At 64.5% G+C, this 14,931-nt stretch carries 15 protein-coding genes and 1 pseudogene; 12 read left to right on the plus strand and 4 right to left on the minus strand.

The genetic code is table 11. From position 1 onward, the window contains the following. Positions 1-9 precede the first annotated feature (9 nt). Positions 10-525: an O-acetyl-ADP-ribose deacetylase gene (locus tag BVH06_RS05055; protein WP_075933420.1), complete on the plus strand. Its 516-nt coding sequence runs from the start codon at positions 10-12 to the stop codon at positions 523-525. Positions 526-557: 32 nt separating this feature from the next. Here the strand turns inward: BVH06_RS05055 and BVH06_RS05060 are convergent, their stop codons facing one another. Then, the gene (locus BVH06_RS05060) at positions 558-956 is read right to left on the minus strand and encodes a nuclear transport factor 2 family protein (RefSeq protein WP_075933421.1); all 399 of its coding nucleotides are present in this window, start codon (positions 954-956) and stop codon (positions 558-560) included. 187 nt (positions 957-1,143) lie between these two features. Between BVH06_RS05060 and BVH06_RS05065 the strand changes: the two genes are divergently transcribed. The 8 genes and pseudogenes from BVH06_RS05065 to BVH06_RS05095 all read left to right on the plus strand — a co-directional run bounded on the left by BVH06_RS05065 (position 1,144) and on the right by BVH06_RS05095 (position 9,757). Continuing rightward, positions 1,144-2,325 (plus strand): ABC transporter substrate-binding protein, encoded by a 1,182-nt coding sequence (locus BVH06_RS05065; protein ID WP_075933422.1) that lies wholly within the window; start codon positions 1,144-1,146, stop codon positions 2,323-2,325. Positions 2,326-2,372: 47 nt separating this feature from the next. Then, the gene (locus BVH06_RS05070; protein WP_075933423.1) at positions 2,373-3,242 is read left to right on the plus strand and encodes a branched-chain amino acid ABC transporter permease; all 870 of its coding nucleotides are present in this window, start codon (positions 2,373-2,375) and stop codon (positions 3,240-3,242) included. Continuing rightward, positions 3,239-4,957, plus strand: a pseudogene (locus tag BVH06_RS05075) (ATP-binding cassette domain-containing protein); the annotation flags it as partial. The gene BVH06_RS05070 and the pseudogene BVH06_RS05075, both read left to right, overlap by 4 nt. A 63-nt stretch (positions 4,958-5,020) precedes the next feature. Next, a complete protein-coding gene (locus tag BVH06_RS26000) occupies positions 5,021-5,731 on the plus strand; it encodes an ABC transporter ATP-binding protein (RefSeq protein ID WP_256575135.1) in 711 nt (236 codons plus the stop codon). Then, positions 5,728-6,945, plus strand: a complete 1,218-nt coding sequence (locus tag BVH06_RS05080; protein ID WP_075933425.1) for an amidohydrolase family protein — start codon at positions 5,728-5,730, stop codon at positions 6,943-6,945. Before BVH06_RS26000 ends, BVH06_RS05080 begins: the two co-directional genes overlap by 4 nt. 198 nt (positions 6,946-7,143) lie before the next feature. Beyond that, positions 7,144-8,163: an ABC transporter substrate-binding protein gene (locus BVH06_RS05085; protein WP_075933426.1), complete on the plus strand. Its 1,020-nt coding sequence runs from the start codon at positions 7,144-7,146 to the stop codon at positions 8,161-8,163. A gap of 11 nt (positions 8,164-8,174) precedes the next feature. Next, positions 8,175-8,939 carry an ABC transporter permease gene (locus BVH06_RS05090; protein ID WP_075931912.1) on the plus strand — a complete coding sequence of 255 codons (765 nt, stop codon included), beginning with the start codon at positions 8,175-8,177 and terminating at the stop codon, positions 8,937-8,939. After that, positions 8,936-9,757, plus strand: a complete 822-nt coding sequence (locus BVH06_RS05095) for an ABC transporter ATP-binding protein (RefSeq protein WP_075933427.1) — start codon at positions 8,936-8,938, stop codon at positions 9,755-9,757. Before BVH06_RS05090 ends, BVH06_RS05095 begins: the two co-directional genes overlap by 4 nt. 48 nt (positions 9,758-9,805) lie before the next feature. Here the strand turns inward: BVH06_RS05095 and BVH06_RS05100 are convergent, their stop codons facing one another. Next, complete coding sequence (locus tag BVH06_RS05100; RefSeq protein WP_075931914.1) at positions 9,806-10,501, minus strand: GntR family transcriptional regulator; 696 nt, start codon at positions 10,499-10,501, stop codon at positions 9,806-9,808. 306 nt (positions 10,502-10,807) lie between these two features. Further along, a complete protein-coding gene (locus BVH06_RS05105) occupies positions 10,808-11,593 on the minus strand; it encodes a sulfite exporter TauE/SafE family protein (RefSeq protein WP_075933428.1) in 786 nt (261 codons plus the stop codon). A 389-nt stretch (positions 11,594-11,982) separates the two neighbouring features. On the opposite strand from BVH06_RS05105, the gene BVH06_RS05115 reads away from it, so the two are divergent. Genes BVH06_RS05115 through zapE form a run of 3 tightly spaced genes read left to right on the plus strand, consistent with a single transcriptional unit; the run spans position 11,983 to position 13,666 of the window. Further along, positions 11,983-12,360 carry a hypothetical protein gene (locus tag BVH06_RS05115; protein ID WP_075931919.1) on the plus strand — a complete coding sequence of 126 codons (378 nt, stop codon included), beginning with the start codon at positions 11,983-11,985 and terminating at the stop codon, positions 12,358-12,360. Next, positions 12,357-12,554 (plus strand): helix-turn-helix transcriptional regulator, encoded by a 198-nt coding sequence (locus tag BVH06_RS05120; RefSeq protein ID WP_027904667.1) that lies wholly within the window; start codon positions 12,357-12,359, stop codon positions 12,552-12,554. Before BVH06_RS05115 ends, BVH06_RS05120 begins: the two co-directional genes overlap by 4 nt. Then, positions 12,551-13,666, plus strand: a complete 1,116-nt coding sequence (zapE, locus tag BVH06_RS05125) for a cell division protein ZapE (RefSeq protein ID WP_075933429.1) — start codon at positions 12,551-12,553, stop codon at positions 13,664-13,666. The genes BVH06_RS05120 and zapE overlap by 4 nt, the downstream gene beginning before the upstream one ends. A 60-nt stretch (positions 13,667-13,726) precedes the next feature. On the opposite strand, the gene BVH06_RS05130 is transcribed toward zapE, so the two are convergent. After that, the gene (locus BVH06_RS05130; protein ID WP_075933430.1) at positions 13,727-14,911 is read right to left on the minus strand and encodes a patatin-like phospholipase family protein; all 1,185 of its coding nucleotides are present in this window, start codon (positions 14,909-14,911) and stop codon (positions 13,727-13,729) included. Positions 14,912-14,931 lie beyond the last annotated feature (20 nt).

Here is a 14,931-nt window from a genome sequence, read left to right on the forward strand (position 1 = left end):
GCCACGTCAATGACCGCACGAACACGCGCCATCCAGGCGGATATCACCACGCTCGAAGTCGATGCCATCGTCAATGCCGCCAACTCGTCACTGCTCGGTGGCGGCGGCGTGGATGGCGCCATCCATCGTGCCGCCGGCAGCGACCTGCTGCACGAATGCCGCCTGCTCGGCGGCTGCAAGACCGGTGAGGCCAAGCGCACCGGCGGCTACCGATTGCCAGCGCGTTTCATCGTGCACACCGTGGGGCCCGTCTGGCGTGGCGGCGAGCACGGCGAAGAGGCGTTGCTGATCGCCTGCTACCGCAACGCCCTGCGCCTGGCGGCCGAGGTGGACGCCCATTCCATCGCCTTTCCGAGCATCAGCACCGGTATCTTCGGCTACCCCATCGAGCAGGCGGCTCGCACCGCGGTGAGCACGGTGCGGGCCGAACTGGCGCGGTATCCCGGCATCGACGAGGCGCTGTTCTGCTGTTTTTCGGCTAATGACTTGGCGGTCTACCAGAAGGCATTAGCCGAACGACACTGATTCAGCCGGGCAGGCACCAGCCAACGGTACGGTCAGGCCCTGGCGATCTCGGGAGCCAACAGCCACTCGGCGCTGTCATTCCAGACGTCCATGCGAGTGATCTTGCCGCTGCGCACTTCGAAACGATCCAGATAGCGGTTACCGGAAAAACTGCTGCCATCCGGCCACTCGCCATACAGCGTGCCGTTCGAATAGACGACGGTGTGGTCGTCACGCTCGGTCCAGTCGAACTGACCGAGGGCCTTTTTCACCCAGGCGTAACGCGAGCCGTTGAAGGCGGTGATGTCCTGGGGCGTGGGCATGTGCCGCCCGCCAGTGAAGGTGATGCGCACGTCATCGCTCATGTAGGTGGCGGCCTTGACGGGATCCGGCGCCATGGAGGCCGCTAGAAAATCGCTAACAATCTGCACCGCTTCATTCATATCGCTCATGAATTGCTCTCCTGCTCTATTGATTTGCCGAGACAACTTTCGTGCCTGGATGTGGTGCAACATGCGCGCTATTCGTGCATATCTGCCCTGATCTGTGCGGGACAACCCCGGCAGAACCAGTCTGCGCGTTATGGCACCAGGCTTGCTAGCAAATTATATACAAATGCTAGCAATCAGGAGAAAGGTCATGCGCAAACTGTTACCTCCACTACGCCGCCTGCTACCTTGCGCGGCGGCCGCCAGCCTGGCCATGGCGCTGAGCGCTACGGTACTCGCCGAGGAGCCGATCAAGGTCGGGCTGGTGGCCGCCCTGTCCGGGCAGTCGGCGAAATCCGGCGAGGCACTGACCCGCGGCTTGATGGTGGCGATAGACGAAATCAACGCCAAGGGCGGCATCCTCGGCCGCCCGGTGCAATTGATTCGTCGCGATGATGAAAGCAACCCGGCCAAAGGCATGCTGGCCGCCCGCGAACTGGCGCAGCGGGAAAAGGTCGCCGTGTTGTTCGGTGGCCTCGACACCCCGGTTTCCCTGGCCATCGTGCCATTGGCCAATCAACTGAAGGTGCCGTTCATGGGCATCTGGGCTGCTGGCACCAAGATCACCGAGAACGCTGCGAAGGACAATTACGTATTTCGCGTCTCGGCGGTGGACGAGCTGGTCGACGAAGCATTGGTCGAGTACGGCGTGAACAAAGGCATGAAGAAGCCAGGGATGATCCTGATCAACAATCCCTGGGGCGAATCCAACGAACTCGGCTTCAAGGATGCCCTCGCCAAACGCGGCATGGATTACGCCGGCATCGAGCGCATCGAAGACAGCGACCTCGATGTGGTGCCGCAACTCACCCGCCTGAAGAATGCCGGCACCGACACCCTGCTGATGGTCGGCAACGTCGGACCCTCGGCCCAGGTGGTCAAGTCCCTCGATCGCATGGGCTGGGACGTGCCGGTGGTTTCCCACTGGGGCCCGGCAGGCGGTCGCTTCAGCGAGCTGGCCGGCCCCAACGCCAGCCGCGTGCACTTCATCCAGACCTACGTGTTCACCGAGAACAACAGCGCCAGGGGTGACAGCGTGCTGGCGGCCCTCAAACAGCGCTTTCCGGAGATCAAGAGCCTGGCCGACGTGACCCCGGCAGTAGGAATCGCCAATGCCTACGACGCCATGCACCTGGCCGCCGCGGCCATCGAAAAGGCCGGCGACACCCAAGGCAGCAAGGTTCGCGATGGCTTCTATGCAATCGACAGCTACCAGGGCCTGATCAAGGACTACACCCAGCCCTTCACCCCGACCAAGCACGACGCCCTGGGCCCGGACGACTACGTCTTCACCCATTTCGTCGACGGCCGCATCGTCCCGCTCGCCCCCTGACGCCGTGAACGGGCGAGCCCTTGCGGCGCGCCCGGAGGATTATCGACATGATCACCGCCGCCATCATCACCGGGCTTGGATTGGGCAGCATGTATGCCCTGTTGGCCCTGGGCTTCCACATCACCTACGTGGTGTCACGTACGGTCAACTTCGCCCAGGGCAGCGCCATGATGGTCGGCGCCGTGCTCGGCTACAGCTTCCACATCACCTGGGGCTGGCCGCTGTGGCTGGCGGTTCCGGCCACCCTGGCGCTGTGCGCCCTGTATGGGCTGATCATCGAGCGTTTTCTGGTTCGCCCCTTCCATTCGCGCGGCTCCGAAGCCTGGCTGATGGCGACGGTGGCGGCGGGCATCCTGGTCGACAACCTGGCGCTGTTCACCTTTGGCAAGGAGCCACGGCAGTTCACCTCGGCGCTGGCCAATCAGCATCTGGAACTGCTGGGCAACAACGTCGGCGTGTTGCAACTGCTGATTCCGCTGGTAGGCGGCGGCATCGCCCTGGCGTTGTTTCTGGTACGCCGCCATACCCGCCTGGGCAAGGTGCTGGAAGCCTGCGTGCAGAACCCCAGGGCGGCGATGCTGATGGGCATCCGCGTCAACCGGGTGGTGGCCGTGGCCTTTGCGGTGTCGACCGTGTTCGCCGCCATCGCCGGCCTGTTGATCGCGCCACTGTTCAGCGTGAATGCCGAGATGGGCCTGCTGTTCGGCCTCAAGGCCTTCGCCGTGGCGATTCTCGGCGGCATCGCCAGCGCTGGCGGGGTATTCGCCGCCGGCCTGCTGTTCGGGTTGGTCGAGGCGCTGGTGACCCTCTATTTCGGCTCGGCCTTCACCCAGTTGTTCACCTTCGCACTGGTCATCCTGGCCCTGGCGCTGCGCCCCAATGGCCTGTTCGGCAGCAAGACCCTGGTGAAAGTATGACCCTGAAGAATTCGCTGTTCGCTCCCGCTTCCCTGGCCCTGCTGACGCTGGCCTGCATTGCCGCCACGCTGCTGCTCGACAGCTACTCGCTGCTGGTCTTCACCTTCTGCGCGCTGGCCGTGGTGGTTGGCGTGGGCCTGAACATTCTGATCGGCCTGAGCGGGCAGATCTCTTTCGGCCACATTGCCTTCTACGCCATCGGCGCCTATGTGTCCGCGCTGCTGACCATGGCCGGCCTGCCCCTGGGCCTGGCAATGATCGCCGCCGGCCTGGCCTGCGCGGCCATCGGCGCGTTGCTGGCGATTCCGGCCCTGCGCGTCAGCGGCCCGTACCTGGCGATGATCACCATCGCCTTCGCCCTGGTGGTCCACCACGGTTTGATCGAATGGCGCTCGCTGACCGGCGGGGCCAACGGCCTGATGGGCATTCCCATGCCGGAAATCGGCAGCCTCGATCCAAGCGTGAGCCTGGCCCTGATCGCCACCGCCCTGATGATTGCCGCCCTGGCGCTGTTCCAGCGCCTGCGTCGCAGTGGCTGGGGCATGGCCATGCGCGCCGTGAAATCCACCGAGATCGCCGCCCGCTCCCTCGGCTTCAACCCGGTGCAGACCAAGACCCTGGCCTTCGCCCTGTCCGCCCTGCTGACTGGCCTGGCCGGTTCTCTGGTGGCGCCGCTGATGATGTTCATCAACCCGGCCTCGTTCCCCTTCTCGCAATCGATCCTGTTCGTGCTGGCCGTGATCGTCGGCGGCAGCGGCACCCTGTTCGGCCCGCTGCTCGGCGCCCTGCTGATCGTGCTGCTGCCGGAGATGCTCTCGGATTTCGCCGAATACCGCCTGCTGATCTTCTCGGTGCTACTGCTCTGCGTGCTCTGGGCTGCACCGCGAGGGCTGCTCGGCACCCTGGCCAGCCTGTGGCTGCGACCTGCCCACCTGGCCGCCCCGGCGACTTTCGATCAGGCGCAACTGAGCGCCTTTTTCCAGCAGGACAACGCCGCCCCAGAAGGCCTGCAGGTCAAGGACATCGGCATTCGCTTCGGCGGCGTGCAGGCGGCGCAACACGTCAGCCTGCACGCACCGGCGGGCAGCATCACCAGCATCATCGGCCCCAATGGCGCGGGCAAGACCACGGTGCTGAACATGATCAGCGGCTTCTACGCACCCGATAGCGGCAGTATCGACCTGGGCCGCCCCCTGGCCGGCCTGCCGGCCTGGAAGATCGCCCGCGCCGGCATCGCCCGCACCTACCAGACTACCCAGCTGTTCGGCGAACTGTCGGTGCTGGAGAATTTGCTGGTGGCCATGCAGCAGGGTCGTCTCGGCCTGCCCTTGAAGTGCGCCAGCGAAACCCGGCGCCAATTGGCGCTGCAATTGCTGACGCTGGTCGGTTATGGCGGTTCGGTGAACACCCCGGCCGATGACCTGGCCCACGTCGACCGGCGCCTGGTGGAAATCGCCCGCGCCCTGGCCACCTGCCCACGCGTGCTGCTGCTCGACGAGCCGGCTGCCGGGCTCAGCCGCAGCGACACCGATCGCCTGGCGGGCCTGTTCAGAACCCTGGCCGGGTTTGGTATCGCCGTCATCCTGGTCGAACACGATATGGGCCTGGTGATGGCCGTGTCCGAGCGCCTGCTGGTGCTCGACGCTGGCAAGCCCATCGCCTGGGGCGTACCGGAGGACGTGCGCAAGGACGAACGGGTGATCGCCGCTTACCTGGGCGGCACCCGCTATCAGGCCACACCGCGGGCCGAGGCCTGGGATGGCTCGCGCAATGCTCGTCTGTACATCAAGGATCTGGTGATCGACTACGGCGCCGCACCGGTGGTCGACAAGGTCAATATCGTGGTCAACCCTGGCGAGCTGATCGCCATCCTGGGCGCCAACGGAGCCGGCAAGTCGAGCATCCTGCAGTGCCTGGCCGGGCTGCACAGAGCCAGTGGCGGCAGCATTCTGCTCGACGACGAGAGCATCGAGCACGCCGACGCCAGCGCCATTGCCGCCCAGGGCCTGGCCCTGGTACCGGAGGGCCGTCAGGTGTTCGCGCAACTCAGCGTGCGTGACAACCTGCTGCTCGGCGGCTACTCGCGCAAGGAAGCCTTCGATACCGAGGCGGAAATCGACAGCATCCTGCGGCGCTTCCCGCGCCTGCGTGATCGCATCGACAGCCCGGCCGGCCTGCTCTCCGGCGGTGAGCAGCAGATGGTGGCGATCGGCCGCGGGCTGATGGCCAAACCGAAGATCCTGCTGCTCGACGAGCCTTCCCTGGGCCTGTCGCCCGCCATGATCGGCGAGCTGTACGACGCCCTGGCCGCCCTGCGCGACGAAGGCGTGACCCTGCTGCTGGTCGACCAGATGGCCAACCTCGCCCTGCAGGTGGCTGATCGCGCCTACGTGCTGGAAACCGGACGCATCGTCAAATCCGGCAGCGCCGAAGCGCTACGCGGTGACCCGGAACTGGAAGCGGCTTATCTGGGAGGCGCCGCAGCATGAGCGCACTGACCCTCATCAATGCCCGCCTCGGCGCCGATGCCACGGCACTTGAGACCCTGTACGTGGAAGACGGCCGCTTCGTCAGTGCGCCAGGTGCCGGCGCCGAGATCCTCGACCTGCAGGGCAAGCTGCTGCTGCCCGGCCTGGTGGAAACCCATATCCATCTGGACAAGGCCTGCATCATGCAGCGCTGCCAGCTGAGCGAAGGCACCCTGGCCGAGGCCATCGCCCAGACCCGCTCGGCCAAGGCCGAGTTCACCGAAGCGGACGTTTACCAACGCGGTGCTCAGGTGCTCGACAAGGCCATCATCCAGGGCACCACGCACATGCGTACCCACGTCGAGATCGACCCGCAGATCGGCCTGACCGGCTTCAATGCGGTGCGCCGCCTGCAGGCCGATTACGCCTGGGCCATCAGCCTGGAAATCTGCGTATTCCCCCAGGAGGGACTGCTCAACAACCCCGGCACCGAAGCCCTGCTGTGCGAGGCGCTGGCCTTGGGTGCCGAGGTACTTGGCGGCTGCCCGTATACCGACGCGGCACCCGACGCACAAATCCGTCGGCTGTTCGAACTGGCGGTGGCATTCGACCGCGACCTGGATTTCCACCTGGATTTCGATCTCAATCCCGAAGGCATGACCATCGGCGAGGTGATCCGCTGCACCCATCAGCACGGCTGGGGTGGCCGGGTGACCATCGGCCATGTCACCAAGCTGTCGACCTTGCCCAGGGAGACTCTGCTGGCGGTCGCCCAGTCGCTGGCCGAGGCCGGCGTGCAGGTCACCTGCCTGCCGAGTACCGATCTGTTCCTCACCGGCCGCGAGCACTTCCACAACCGGCCACGCGGCCTGGCGCCGTTGCAGCACCTGCACGCCTGTGGCGTGACCTGTTCGCTGTCGACCAACAATATCGGCAACCCCTTCACCCCGTATGGAGACGCCTCGCTGGTGCGCCAGGCCAACCTGTTCGCCAACGTCAGCCAACTGGCTACCGAGGCCGAACTGCTGCGCTGCCTGAGCTGGGTGTCGAGTGAGTCGGCCCGCCTGCTGCGCCTGCCCGACTATGGCCTGACGCCCGGCTGCCGCGCCGACTTCATCGTATTCGATGCGCCGTCGCCGGCCGCCGTGGTGGCTGAGATCAGCCCACCGCTGATGGGCTACAAGGCCGGCCGCAAGACCTTCGAGCGCGCCCAGGCACGGCTGTTCAAACCATGACGGCGCCCATCGTGAAGGTGACAGGGTCGGCAACCGGGGCTCGTGCGCCAACCTGGGGCCTGTTTATCCGCGCTGCGCAGATATCGCCGTGATTACGTCACGGAAAATACCCAAGCCACTGAATTCAATGACTTTATCAACCTGGAACGGCACGTGCTTGCAGCTCTGCATACGCCACATCTGAAACAGGGAAAACCGATGAAAGACCGCAAACCTGAAAATCGTTGTCTCCAGCTGGATCGTCGCCAGTTGCTGAAGTGGCTGGGCGTGACGGGAAGCGCGCTGACGCTCGGCAGCCTGCTTCCTGCAGGCGCGTTCGCCGATGACGAGGAAATTCGTATCGGTTACTGGCCCATCGTCGGCGGTCTTCCGCTGTATGTCGGCCTGGAACAGGGCTTCTTCAAGGACGCTGGGCTGAACGTCAAAGGCGTCAAGTTCTCCAGCCCGCAGCAAATCGTCGAAGGCATGATCACCGGTCGCATTCACGGTTGCGCCAACGGCACAGCGACCGGCGCGCTCGGCCTCGGCGCGATCACCATGCCGGGGCTGTTCAAGATCATCTGCTCCAACCCGTCGAACCACCGCCTGGTTCTGGATGAGTTTCTGGTGCCGCTCAACAGCACCGCGCAAAGCATCGGCGATCTGCAAGGCAAGAAGATCGCCTGCGGCCCCGGCATCCAGAACGTCACCATGGCCAAGATCATTCTGGAGAAAAATGGCTTCTCCGACCCGTCGGTCATCGAACTCCCCGTCGGCCAGCACGCACCAGCCCTGGCGGCCGGCCAGATCGACGGGGTCTACACCCTGGAGCCGACCGGCACCGTGGGGCGCATGAAGAACCTGTCGCGCACCCTGGAAACCGGCGTCATCTCCAAGTACGTGCTCGGCAATGCCGATGCGCCCTGGTTCGGTGGTGCGGCGGCGCTGAACAGCAGCTTCATCGAGCGCAAACCGGAGCAGGCGAAGGCCTTCATCGCCGCCTACCAGAAGGCCGTGGAATTCATCGCCGTGCAGCCGGAGCAGGCACGCAAGAACATCGTCGGCTACACCAGCATCGAAGCGGATCTGGTCAACGAGGTGCCACTGCCGGGCTTCGTCATGTACTCCGAACTGCAAGGCGACAACCTGCAGTGGTTCCAGAAGTTCTATGACGTGTTCACCGAGCGGAACATCTTCAGCAAACCGATCGACGTGGCTGCGCTGATCTATCAGGGCTGAGGAGAATCGCCATGACATCACCCTGGTCCTCGCGCCTGCTGCCGCTGATCGGCCCGCTGCTGCTATTCGCGTTATGGCAGCTGGCCGTCAGCGCACAGTGGCTGAATCCGGTGCTGCTGCCCTCGCCGCTCGAAACCCTGGGTTTCATGTTCCAGTCGTTCAGCGAATCGTCCATGCGCACCGACATTGCCTCGACCCTTTACCGCACGTTGGCCGCGTTCGCCTTCGCGGCTGCGGTGGGCGTGCCCCTGGGGGTCATTCTGGGCAGCAGCGAAAAGGTCTACCGCAGCCTTGAGTTCCTGATCGACTTCTTTCGCTCGACGCCCTCCTCGGCGCTGATCCCGCTGTTCATGCTGATCTTCGGCATCAGCGATGCGAACAAGATCGCCATCGCCGCCTTCGCCGCCGTGCTGGTGATTCTGTTCAACAGCGCCTACGGCGTGATGAACGCCAAGAAAACCCGGCTGATGGCCGCCAAGGTGATGGGCATTTCGCGCTGGCACATTTTCAAGGACATCCTGTTGATGGAAAGCCTCGCGCAGACCTTCGTCGGCTTGCGTACCGGGGTGTCCATCGCCCTGGTCATCGTGATCGTCGCGGAAATGTTCATCGGCTCGGAGAACGGCCTGGGCCACCGGATCATCGATGCCCAGCAGGTCTTCAACATCAAGGACATGTACGCCTCGATCCTGATCACCGGCGCCCTGGGCTATCTGCTCAACCTGGCGTTCCTGCTCATCGAGAAAAAAACCGTCCACTGGAGTAGCCAGGCATGACGCACGCGCTTTCCCTCGCCCACACTCTTGCCACCTCACCGGCACCCGGCAGCACACCGCGCGCCGATACCCATGTCACCATTCGCGGCCTGAGCAAGGCCTTTGCCGGCCAGCCGTTGTACACCGACCTGAACCTCGACCTGCCGCGCGGCAAGATCGTCTCGACCTTCGGGCCCAACGGCTGCGGCAAGTCGACCCTGATGAACATGATCGCCGGGCTGCTGCCGATGGACAAAGGCGAGATTCTGTTCGATGGCAAGACGCTCGCCCAGACCACGATCGGCTACGTGTTCCAAAACTATCGCGATGCGTTGTTCCCGTGGATGAGTGCCCGCGCCAATATCGCCTATCCGCTGGTTCGCCAGGGCATGAGCAAGGCGGATGTGAACGCACGCGTCGAGGAACTCACGCAGATGTTCGATATCCGCTTCGATCTCGACCGTTACCCCTACGAGCTTTCCGGCGGCCAGCAGCAGACCGTGTGCATCATGCGGGCACTGGCGCCGCGCCCGGAAGTGATGTTCCTCGACGAGCCGTTTTCCGCGCTGGATTTCGAGATGACCTTGTTCATCCGCGACAAATTGCAGGAGGTACAACTGGCGACCGGCGTCACCATGCTGATCGTCTCCCATGATCTGGAAGACGCGGTATTTCTGGCCGATGAGATCCTGTTGCTGACCCGACGCCCCACCCGGGTTGCCGAAATCGTCAGGTTCGACCTGCCCCGCCCACGGGGTGCGGAGATCATGAGCCATCCGGAGTTCGTGCGGGTCAAGGCCCATACCCTGGAGGTGTTCAGGCGGGAAATGGCGCTCTGAGTCTCACCAGTAGCGCACACATTTATGGCAGATCCATGAGTTATCGCGTTACAGCCCCGCCAGGGCCTGGCGCAGGTTGATCTCGGGCTCGGCCTGATCATCCAGGTCCAGCTGGGCTTCGAGTTCGTCCAGGTGTTCGAGCATCACCGCAGCAGCCTGCGCATGGTCGCCCTTCTCCAGCGCGGTGATGATCTGCTGGTGTTCGTCCGAGGCGCAGGACGGCACGTCATTGCGCTGGTAAAGGGCGACGATCAGTGAGCTGCGCACCATCAGGTTGGCGAGGATCTCGCTGAGCACCGAGTTGCCGCTGATCTCGCCGAGCATCAGGTGAAACTCGCTCAGCTCGCGAACGATGGCGCGCCGATCGGTAGCACTGGTGGCCTTGCGCTCGTTGCTCATGTGAGTAGCCACCCGCTGACGCTGCTTGTGCATGATCGCCGGCGTGATGCTTTCGACGATGGCCCGCTCGATGGCGCGCCTCGCCGCGAATATCTCCCGCGCCTCCTTGGCGCTGGGCTGAGCGACCATGGCGCCGCGGTTCGGCTCGATGGTCACGACCCGCTGCAAGGCCAAACGTTGCAGCGCCGCCTGAACATGATTGCGATTGGCCTGCAGGGTCTCGACGATCTGCGCTTCGATCAGGCGCGTTCCGGGTGGCAAGCGATGCTGAGCGATAGCCTTGAACAACACATCGACGATGCGCTGCACTTCAGCTTGCTTGCTGGTGACGGTCTTCGCTGCCATCTGGTCCTCTGATCCCACGTCGACGCGCCAAGATGGCCCGCCACGAACGCTTGCACCGGCGCATTATCCGTCAGCCACGTGAGTCGGGTAAACATGCTTCGCTAGCGCTATGCCAATGCGCGTCCAGCGAACGGGGCTGGGCAGTTTCGACGAACACCTGTGCAGCAAACAGCGCGAGATATCAGATGCTGCTAGCCATAACCAACCGCCTTGCTATCGAAGTGAAAGCCCTGATGACGCCCTGCGCTGCCACGAAGGCAACGCAGTTACCCATGGCCGCACCACGGGCCGCTCAGGTTGCGGTGATCAGAACGCCAGCTTGAAGCCGATCACCATCAGCATGATCGCCAGGAACGGGCGCAGCACGTTGTCCGATACACGCCCGGACAGGTGGCTGCCGAAGAAAATGCCCGGCAGCGAGCCCAGCAGCAGGTAGCCCAGCACGCCCCAGTCCAGATTGCCGAGCCCGGCATGGCCAAGGCCCGCCACCAGGGTCAGCGGCACGGCGTGGGCGATTTCGGTGCCCACCAGGCGGCGCGTGGGCATCAGCGGATAGAGCAGGAACAGCGCCACGGTGCCCAGGGCGCCGGCGCCAATGGAAGTCAGGGTGACCATGAAGCCGAGCACCAGGCCGACCACGACCGTCAACGCGTTGAGCCGCCCCGGGCTGAAGTGAAAGCCATCGCCGGCATGGCGGCTGGCGAAGGCGAACAGCTGTTTTTTGAACAGGATCGCCGTGGCCGTGAGCAGCAGCACGATACCCAGAGAATGCTTGATCAAGGCGTTGGTGGCATGCTGATCGCCCGGCAGCAGAGTCAGCGCCAGCAGCGTCAACAAGGCTGCCGGCACGCTGCCCGCCGCCAACCAGGCGGTCACCGACCAGTCGATATTGCGATTGCGCTGGTGGACGAAAACCCCACCAGCCTTGGTGATCGCCGCATACAGCAGGTCGGTGCCGACCGCCGCTGCCGGGTTGATGCCGAACCACAGCAGAATGGGCGTCATCAGCGAGCCGCCGCCCACGCCCGTCATGCCCACGATAAAGCCTACTACCAGCCCCGCGATGACGAAGCCCAAGCCACCAAAATCCATACCTGCCCCAATTGCCGTCGTCGGCTCATTTGTCAGGCGCGCAGGATAACTACTTGAACATAAAGGACATATACCGAGTAAGCATTTGCTTATAACAGTTATATAGATTCAGGCTTGCGAGCCTCGATACGCCATATGGATCAGCGGAAACGGTCGGCCTTGTCCGTCCCACTCACTACGCCCGGTGTCCTGAGACCCGGACTGGCTATAGAAACCGTGGGCGGCCGATGAACCTGCTCTCACGTCGTCATCGGCAGGCGCGGCGGGTACTCGTCGGCACGCTGGGCCAAGGGACGTGAGCTCATCACGAGCTTGAATGTAAAGCTTACTTGACCAAGCGAGCGCACCGTCATAATGTAAAGCACACTTTCCATTTCCGGTGCAGCGCCATGACCGACTCCAAACGTTTCGCTATCCACTTCTGCCTGGCGATAACCGCCTATATCACAGCCGTGGCCGTCAGCAGCCTGACCCAGGCGCTCTTACCCGAGGGGATCTTGCGGACGCTGTGTGCACTGATCCCCATCGTACCGATGATCGTCGTGGCGATTACCGTGATTCGCCAGATCCGTCAGCTCGACGAACTGGCCCGGACGATTCACCTGGAGGCCCTGGCGCTGGCGTTCGTCGGCACGGCACTGATCACCTTCAGCTATGGCTTTCTGGAAACCGCCGGTTTTCCGCGCCTGTCGATGTTCTTCGTGTGGCCACTGCTCGCCGCCCTGTGGGGCTTTGGCGCGTGGCTGGGCTGGAGGCGTTACCGGTGATCAACCAGGTGCGCGAGTTGCGCAATGGCCAGGGTTGGTCCCAGGCGGAGCTGGGTGAACGCCTGGGCGTCTCCCGGCAGACGGTGAATGCCATCGAAACCGGCCGCTACGACCCCAGCCTGCCGTTGGCCTTCAAGATCGCTCGGCTGTTCGAACGCCCTATCGAAGCCATCTTCCAGGCGCCCGACGCATGAACATCCACACCCGCACGCCGCTCGAGGCGTACCGCTTGGCCGTCGAACAGCAGGGCTTCGTCAGTGATGCCGCCCAGCAGCACGCGGCCGAACAATTGCAGCGCTGCTACGAAGCCCTGCAGCGCGGTGACTTGCCCCAGGGCGTCTATCTCTGGGGGCCGGTGGGGCGTGGCAAGACCTGGCTGATGGACAGTTTCCATGGGGCGCTGCAGGTGCCCGCCCGGCGCCAGCACTTCCATCACTTCATGGGCTGGGTGCACCGCCGCCTGTTCGAGCTGACCGGCACCGCCGAGCCCCTGCAGGTGCTGGCCCGGGAACTGGCGGCGGAGATTCGCGTGCTGTGCTTCGACGAGCTGTTCGTCAGCGATATCGGCGACGCCATGCTGCTCGGGCGGCTGTTTCGTTCGCTGTTCGACGAGGGCGTGGTGCTGGTCGCCACCTCCAACCAGCCGCCGGAGCAGTTGTACGCCGGCGGCCATAACCGCGAGCGCTTCCTGCCCGCCATCGACGCCCTGCTGCAGCACATGCAGGTGGTGGCGGTGGACGGCAGCCAGGATCATCGCCAGCACCCCGGCCAAGGGCACCAGCGCTATTGGCTGCGCCAGGCCGGCCAGCCGAGCGCCCTGCCCGGGCTGCTGGCAGCACTGCGCCAGGGCGAGCCGGTCAGCCACGAGCCGCTGCAGGTCGGCCATCGTCGGATCACCGTGCACGACCACAGCGAACGGGTGCTGCACGGCGGGTTCGACCAGCTTTGCGAGCAACCGCTGGCGACCGGGGACTTCATTCTGCTCTGTGACCGTTTCAAGGCCATCGTGCTGGGCGATGTACCGGCCCTCAGCGCGCAGCAGCGCCCGGCAAGGATTGCCCGCGGCACCGAAGACGCCGCTGAACGGGTGGAAGCCGGCGACCGCCAGCTGCCAGCGCTGTCGATTCACGATAATGCGGTGCGGCGCTTCATCGCCCTGGTGGACGAGTGCTACGACCGTCGCGTGCCGCTGTACGTGGAAGCCGCCGTGCCGCTGGAGGCGCTGTATACCGAAGGCTATCTGGCCTTCGCCTTCCGACGCACCCTGAGCCGCTTGCAGGAAATGCAACTGGAGCGTTTCGGCTGAAAGCCTGTGCGGTCAGATAGGTAGCCTGGGTTGAGCGAAACGATACCCAGGTTCGACGGCTCACCCCGTAGCAGCAGGCACCAGACCGAGAAACGCCTGGATCTGCGCTTTCTTGGCGATGGCGTCCTGGTAGCCCAGTTCGATCAGTTCGCTGCAGTAACCCGGCTCGAACAGCAGGTAGCTGAGCACCCCGCCGCCGCCATCGCGGGTCGCGCCGGGGCCGCGCAGGAACAGGCGCAGCGCCGCCGGCATTTCGCGGCGGTGACGCGCGGCGATCACGTCCAGCGGCTGGCTCGGCGAGATCACCAGCACTTCCACCGGGGTGAGCCCGTAGGTGCGACTGCGCTGCTCGGCGGGCACCAGGCGGCCCAGCTGGTTGAGGCGTTCGAGCAATTCGATGTCGCTTTCCACGTTATCGATGAAGGTGCTGTTGAGCATATGCCCGGCAATCTGCGCCAGGCTCGGCTGCACGCCGCCCGGTACCGGCGCCGGTGCACCGCCGGCCTGGTTGCCGACCGGGTTGCCGCTTACGCCCACCACCAGCACCTTGGTCGCGCCCAGGTGCAGAGCCGGGCTGATCGGCGCCATCTGCCGCACGGCGCCGTCGCCAAAGTATTCGCGGTTGATCTTCACCGGTTCGAAGATCAGCGGAATCGCCGTGCTGGCCAGCAGGTGCGGCAACGCCAGGCGCGTTGGCACGCCGACCCGACGATGGCGGAACCAGGGATCGATGGCTGCGCGGCCCTGATAGAAGGTCACCGCCTGGGCCGACTCGTAACCGAACGCGGTCACCGCCACGGCGCGCAACTGGCGATGGCGAACCGCAGCGGCGATGCCGGAGAAATCCAGTTCCCGTTCGAGCAGCTTGGCCAGCGGCGAGCTGTCGAGCAGCGCCACCGGCACCTGCTTGCCGAGGCCGAGCATGCTGTGGCCGATGAAGCGGCTGGCCTGACGCAGCACGCCGGGCCAGTCGCTGCGGTACACCTGATCGGTATGAAAGCTGCGCCACACGCTGCTCAGGCGCTTGACCGCCTCGCGAAAGTGCAGCGCCCCGCAGGCCAGGCTGACGGCGTTGATGGCCCCCGCCGAGGTGCCGACGATGACCGGAAAGGGATTGTGCGACGACTCCTCGGGCAGTAGCTCGGCGATCGCCGACAACACACCGACCTGGTAGGCGGCCCGTGCGCCACCGCCGGAAAGGATGAGCCCGGTGGTAGCCGGGTTGCCGCTAGCGTCCTGCTTCATTGCGTCGATTCCGGTTCGGG

Origin of the sequence: Pseudomonas sp. PA27(2017), assembly GCF_001945445.1 — a bacterium.
Taxonomy (GTDB): domain Bacteria; phylum Pseudomonadota; class Gammaproteobacteria; order Pseudomonadales; family Pseudomonadaceae; genus Aquipseudomonas.

What these genes read in the sequence shown, in the direction of transcription:
- BVH06_RS05065 (WP_075933422.1), top strand. Translation starts at nt 1,144, where the DNA reads ATGCGCAAACTGTTACCTCCACTACGCCGCCTGCTACCTTGCGCGGCG.
- BVH06_RS05090 (WP_075931912.1), top strand. Translation starts at nt 8,175, where the DNA reads ATGACATCACCCTGGTCCTCGCGCCTGCTGCCGCTGATCGGCCCGCTG.
- BVH06_RS05080 (WP_075933425.1), top strand. Translation starts at nt 5,728, where the DNA reads ATGAGCGCACTGACCCTCATCAATGCCCGCCTCGGCGCCGATGCCACG.
- BVH06_RS05115 (WP_075931919.1), top strand. Translation starts at nt 11,983, where the DNA reads ATGACCGACTCCAAACGTTTCGCTATCCACTTCTGCCTGGCGATAACC.
- BVH06_RS05095 (WP_075933427.1), top strand. Translation starts at nt 8,936, where the DNA reads ATGACGCACGCGCTTTCCCTCGCCCACACTCTTGCCACCTCACCGGCA.
- BVH06_RS05105 (WP_075933428.1), bottom strand. Translation starts at nt 11,593, where the DNA reads ATGGATTTTGGTGGCTTGGGCTTCGTCATCGCGGGGCTGGTAGTAGGC.
- BVH06_RS05100 (WP_075931914.1), bottom strand. Translation starts at nt 10,501, where the DNA reads ATGGCAGCGAAGACCGTCACCAGCAAGCAAGCTGAAGTGCAGCGCATC.
- BVH06_RS05130 (WP_075933430.1), bottom strand. Translation starts at nt 14,911, where the DNA reads ATGAAGCAGGACGCTAGCGGCAACCCGGCTACCACCGGGCTCATCCTT.
- BVH06_RS05060 (WP_075933421.1), bottom strand. Translation starts at nt 956, where the DNA reads ATGAGCGATATGAATGAAGCGGTGCAGATTGTTAGCGATTTTCTAGCG.
- BVH06_RS05085 (WP_075933426.1), top strand. Translation starts at nt 7,144, where the DNA reads ATGAAAGACCGCAAACCTGAAAATCGTTGTCTCCAGCTGGATCGTCGC.
- BVH06_RS05070 (WP_075933423.1), top strand. Translation starts at nt 2,373, where the DNA reads ATGATCACCGCCGCCATCATCACCGGGCTTGGATTGGGCAGCATGTAT.
- zapE (WP_075933429.1), top strand. Translation starts at nt 12,551, where the DNA reads ATGAACATCCACACCCGCACGCCGCTCGAGGCGTACCGCTTGGCCGTC.
- BVH06_RS05055 (WP_075933420.1), top strand. Translation starts at nt 10, where the DNA reads ATGACCGCACGAACACGCGCCATCCAGGCGGATATCACCACGCTCGAA.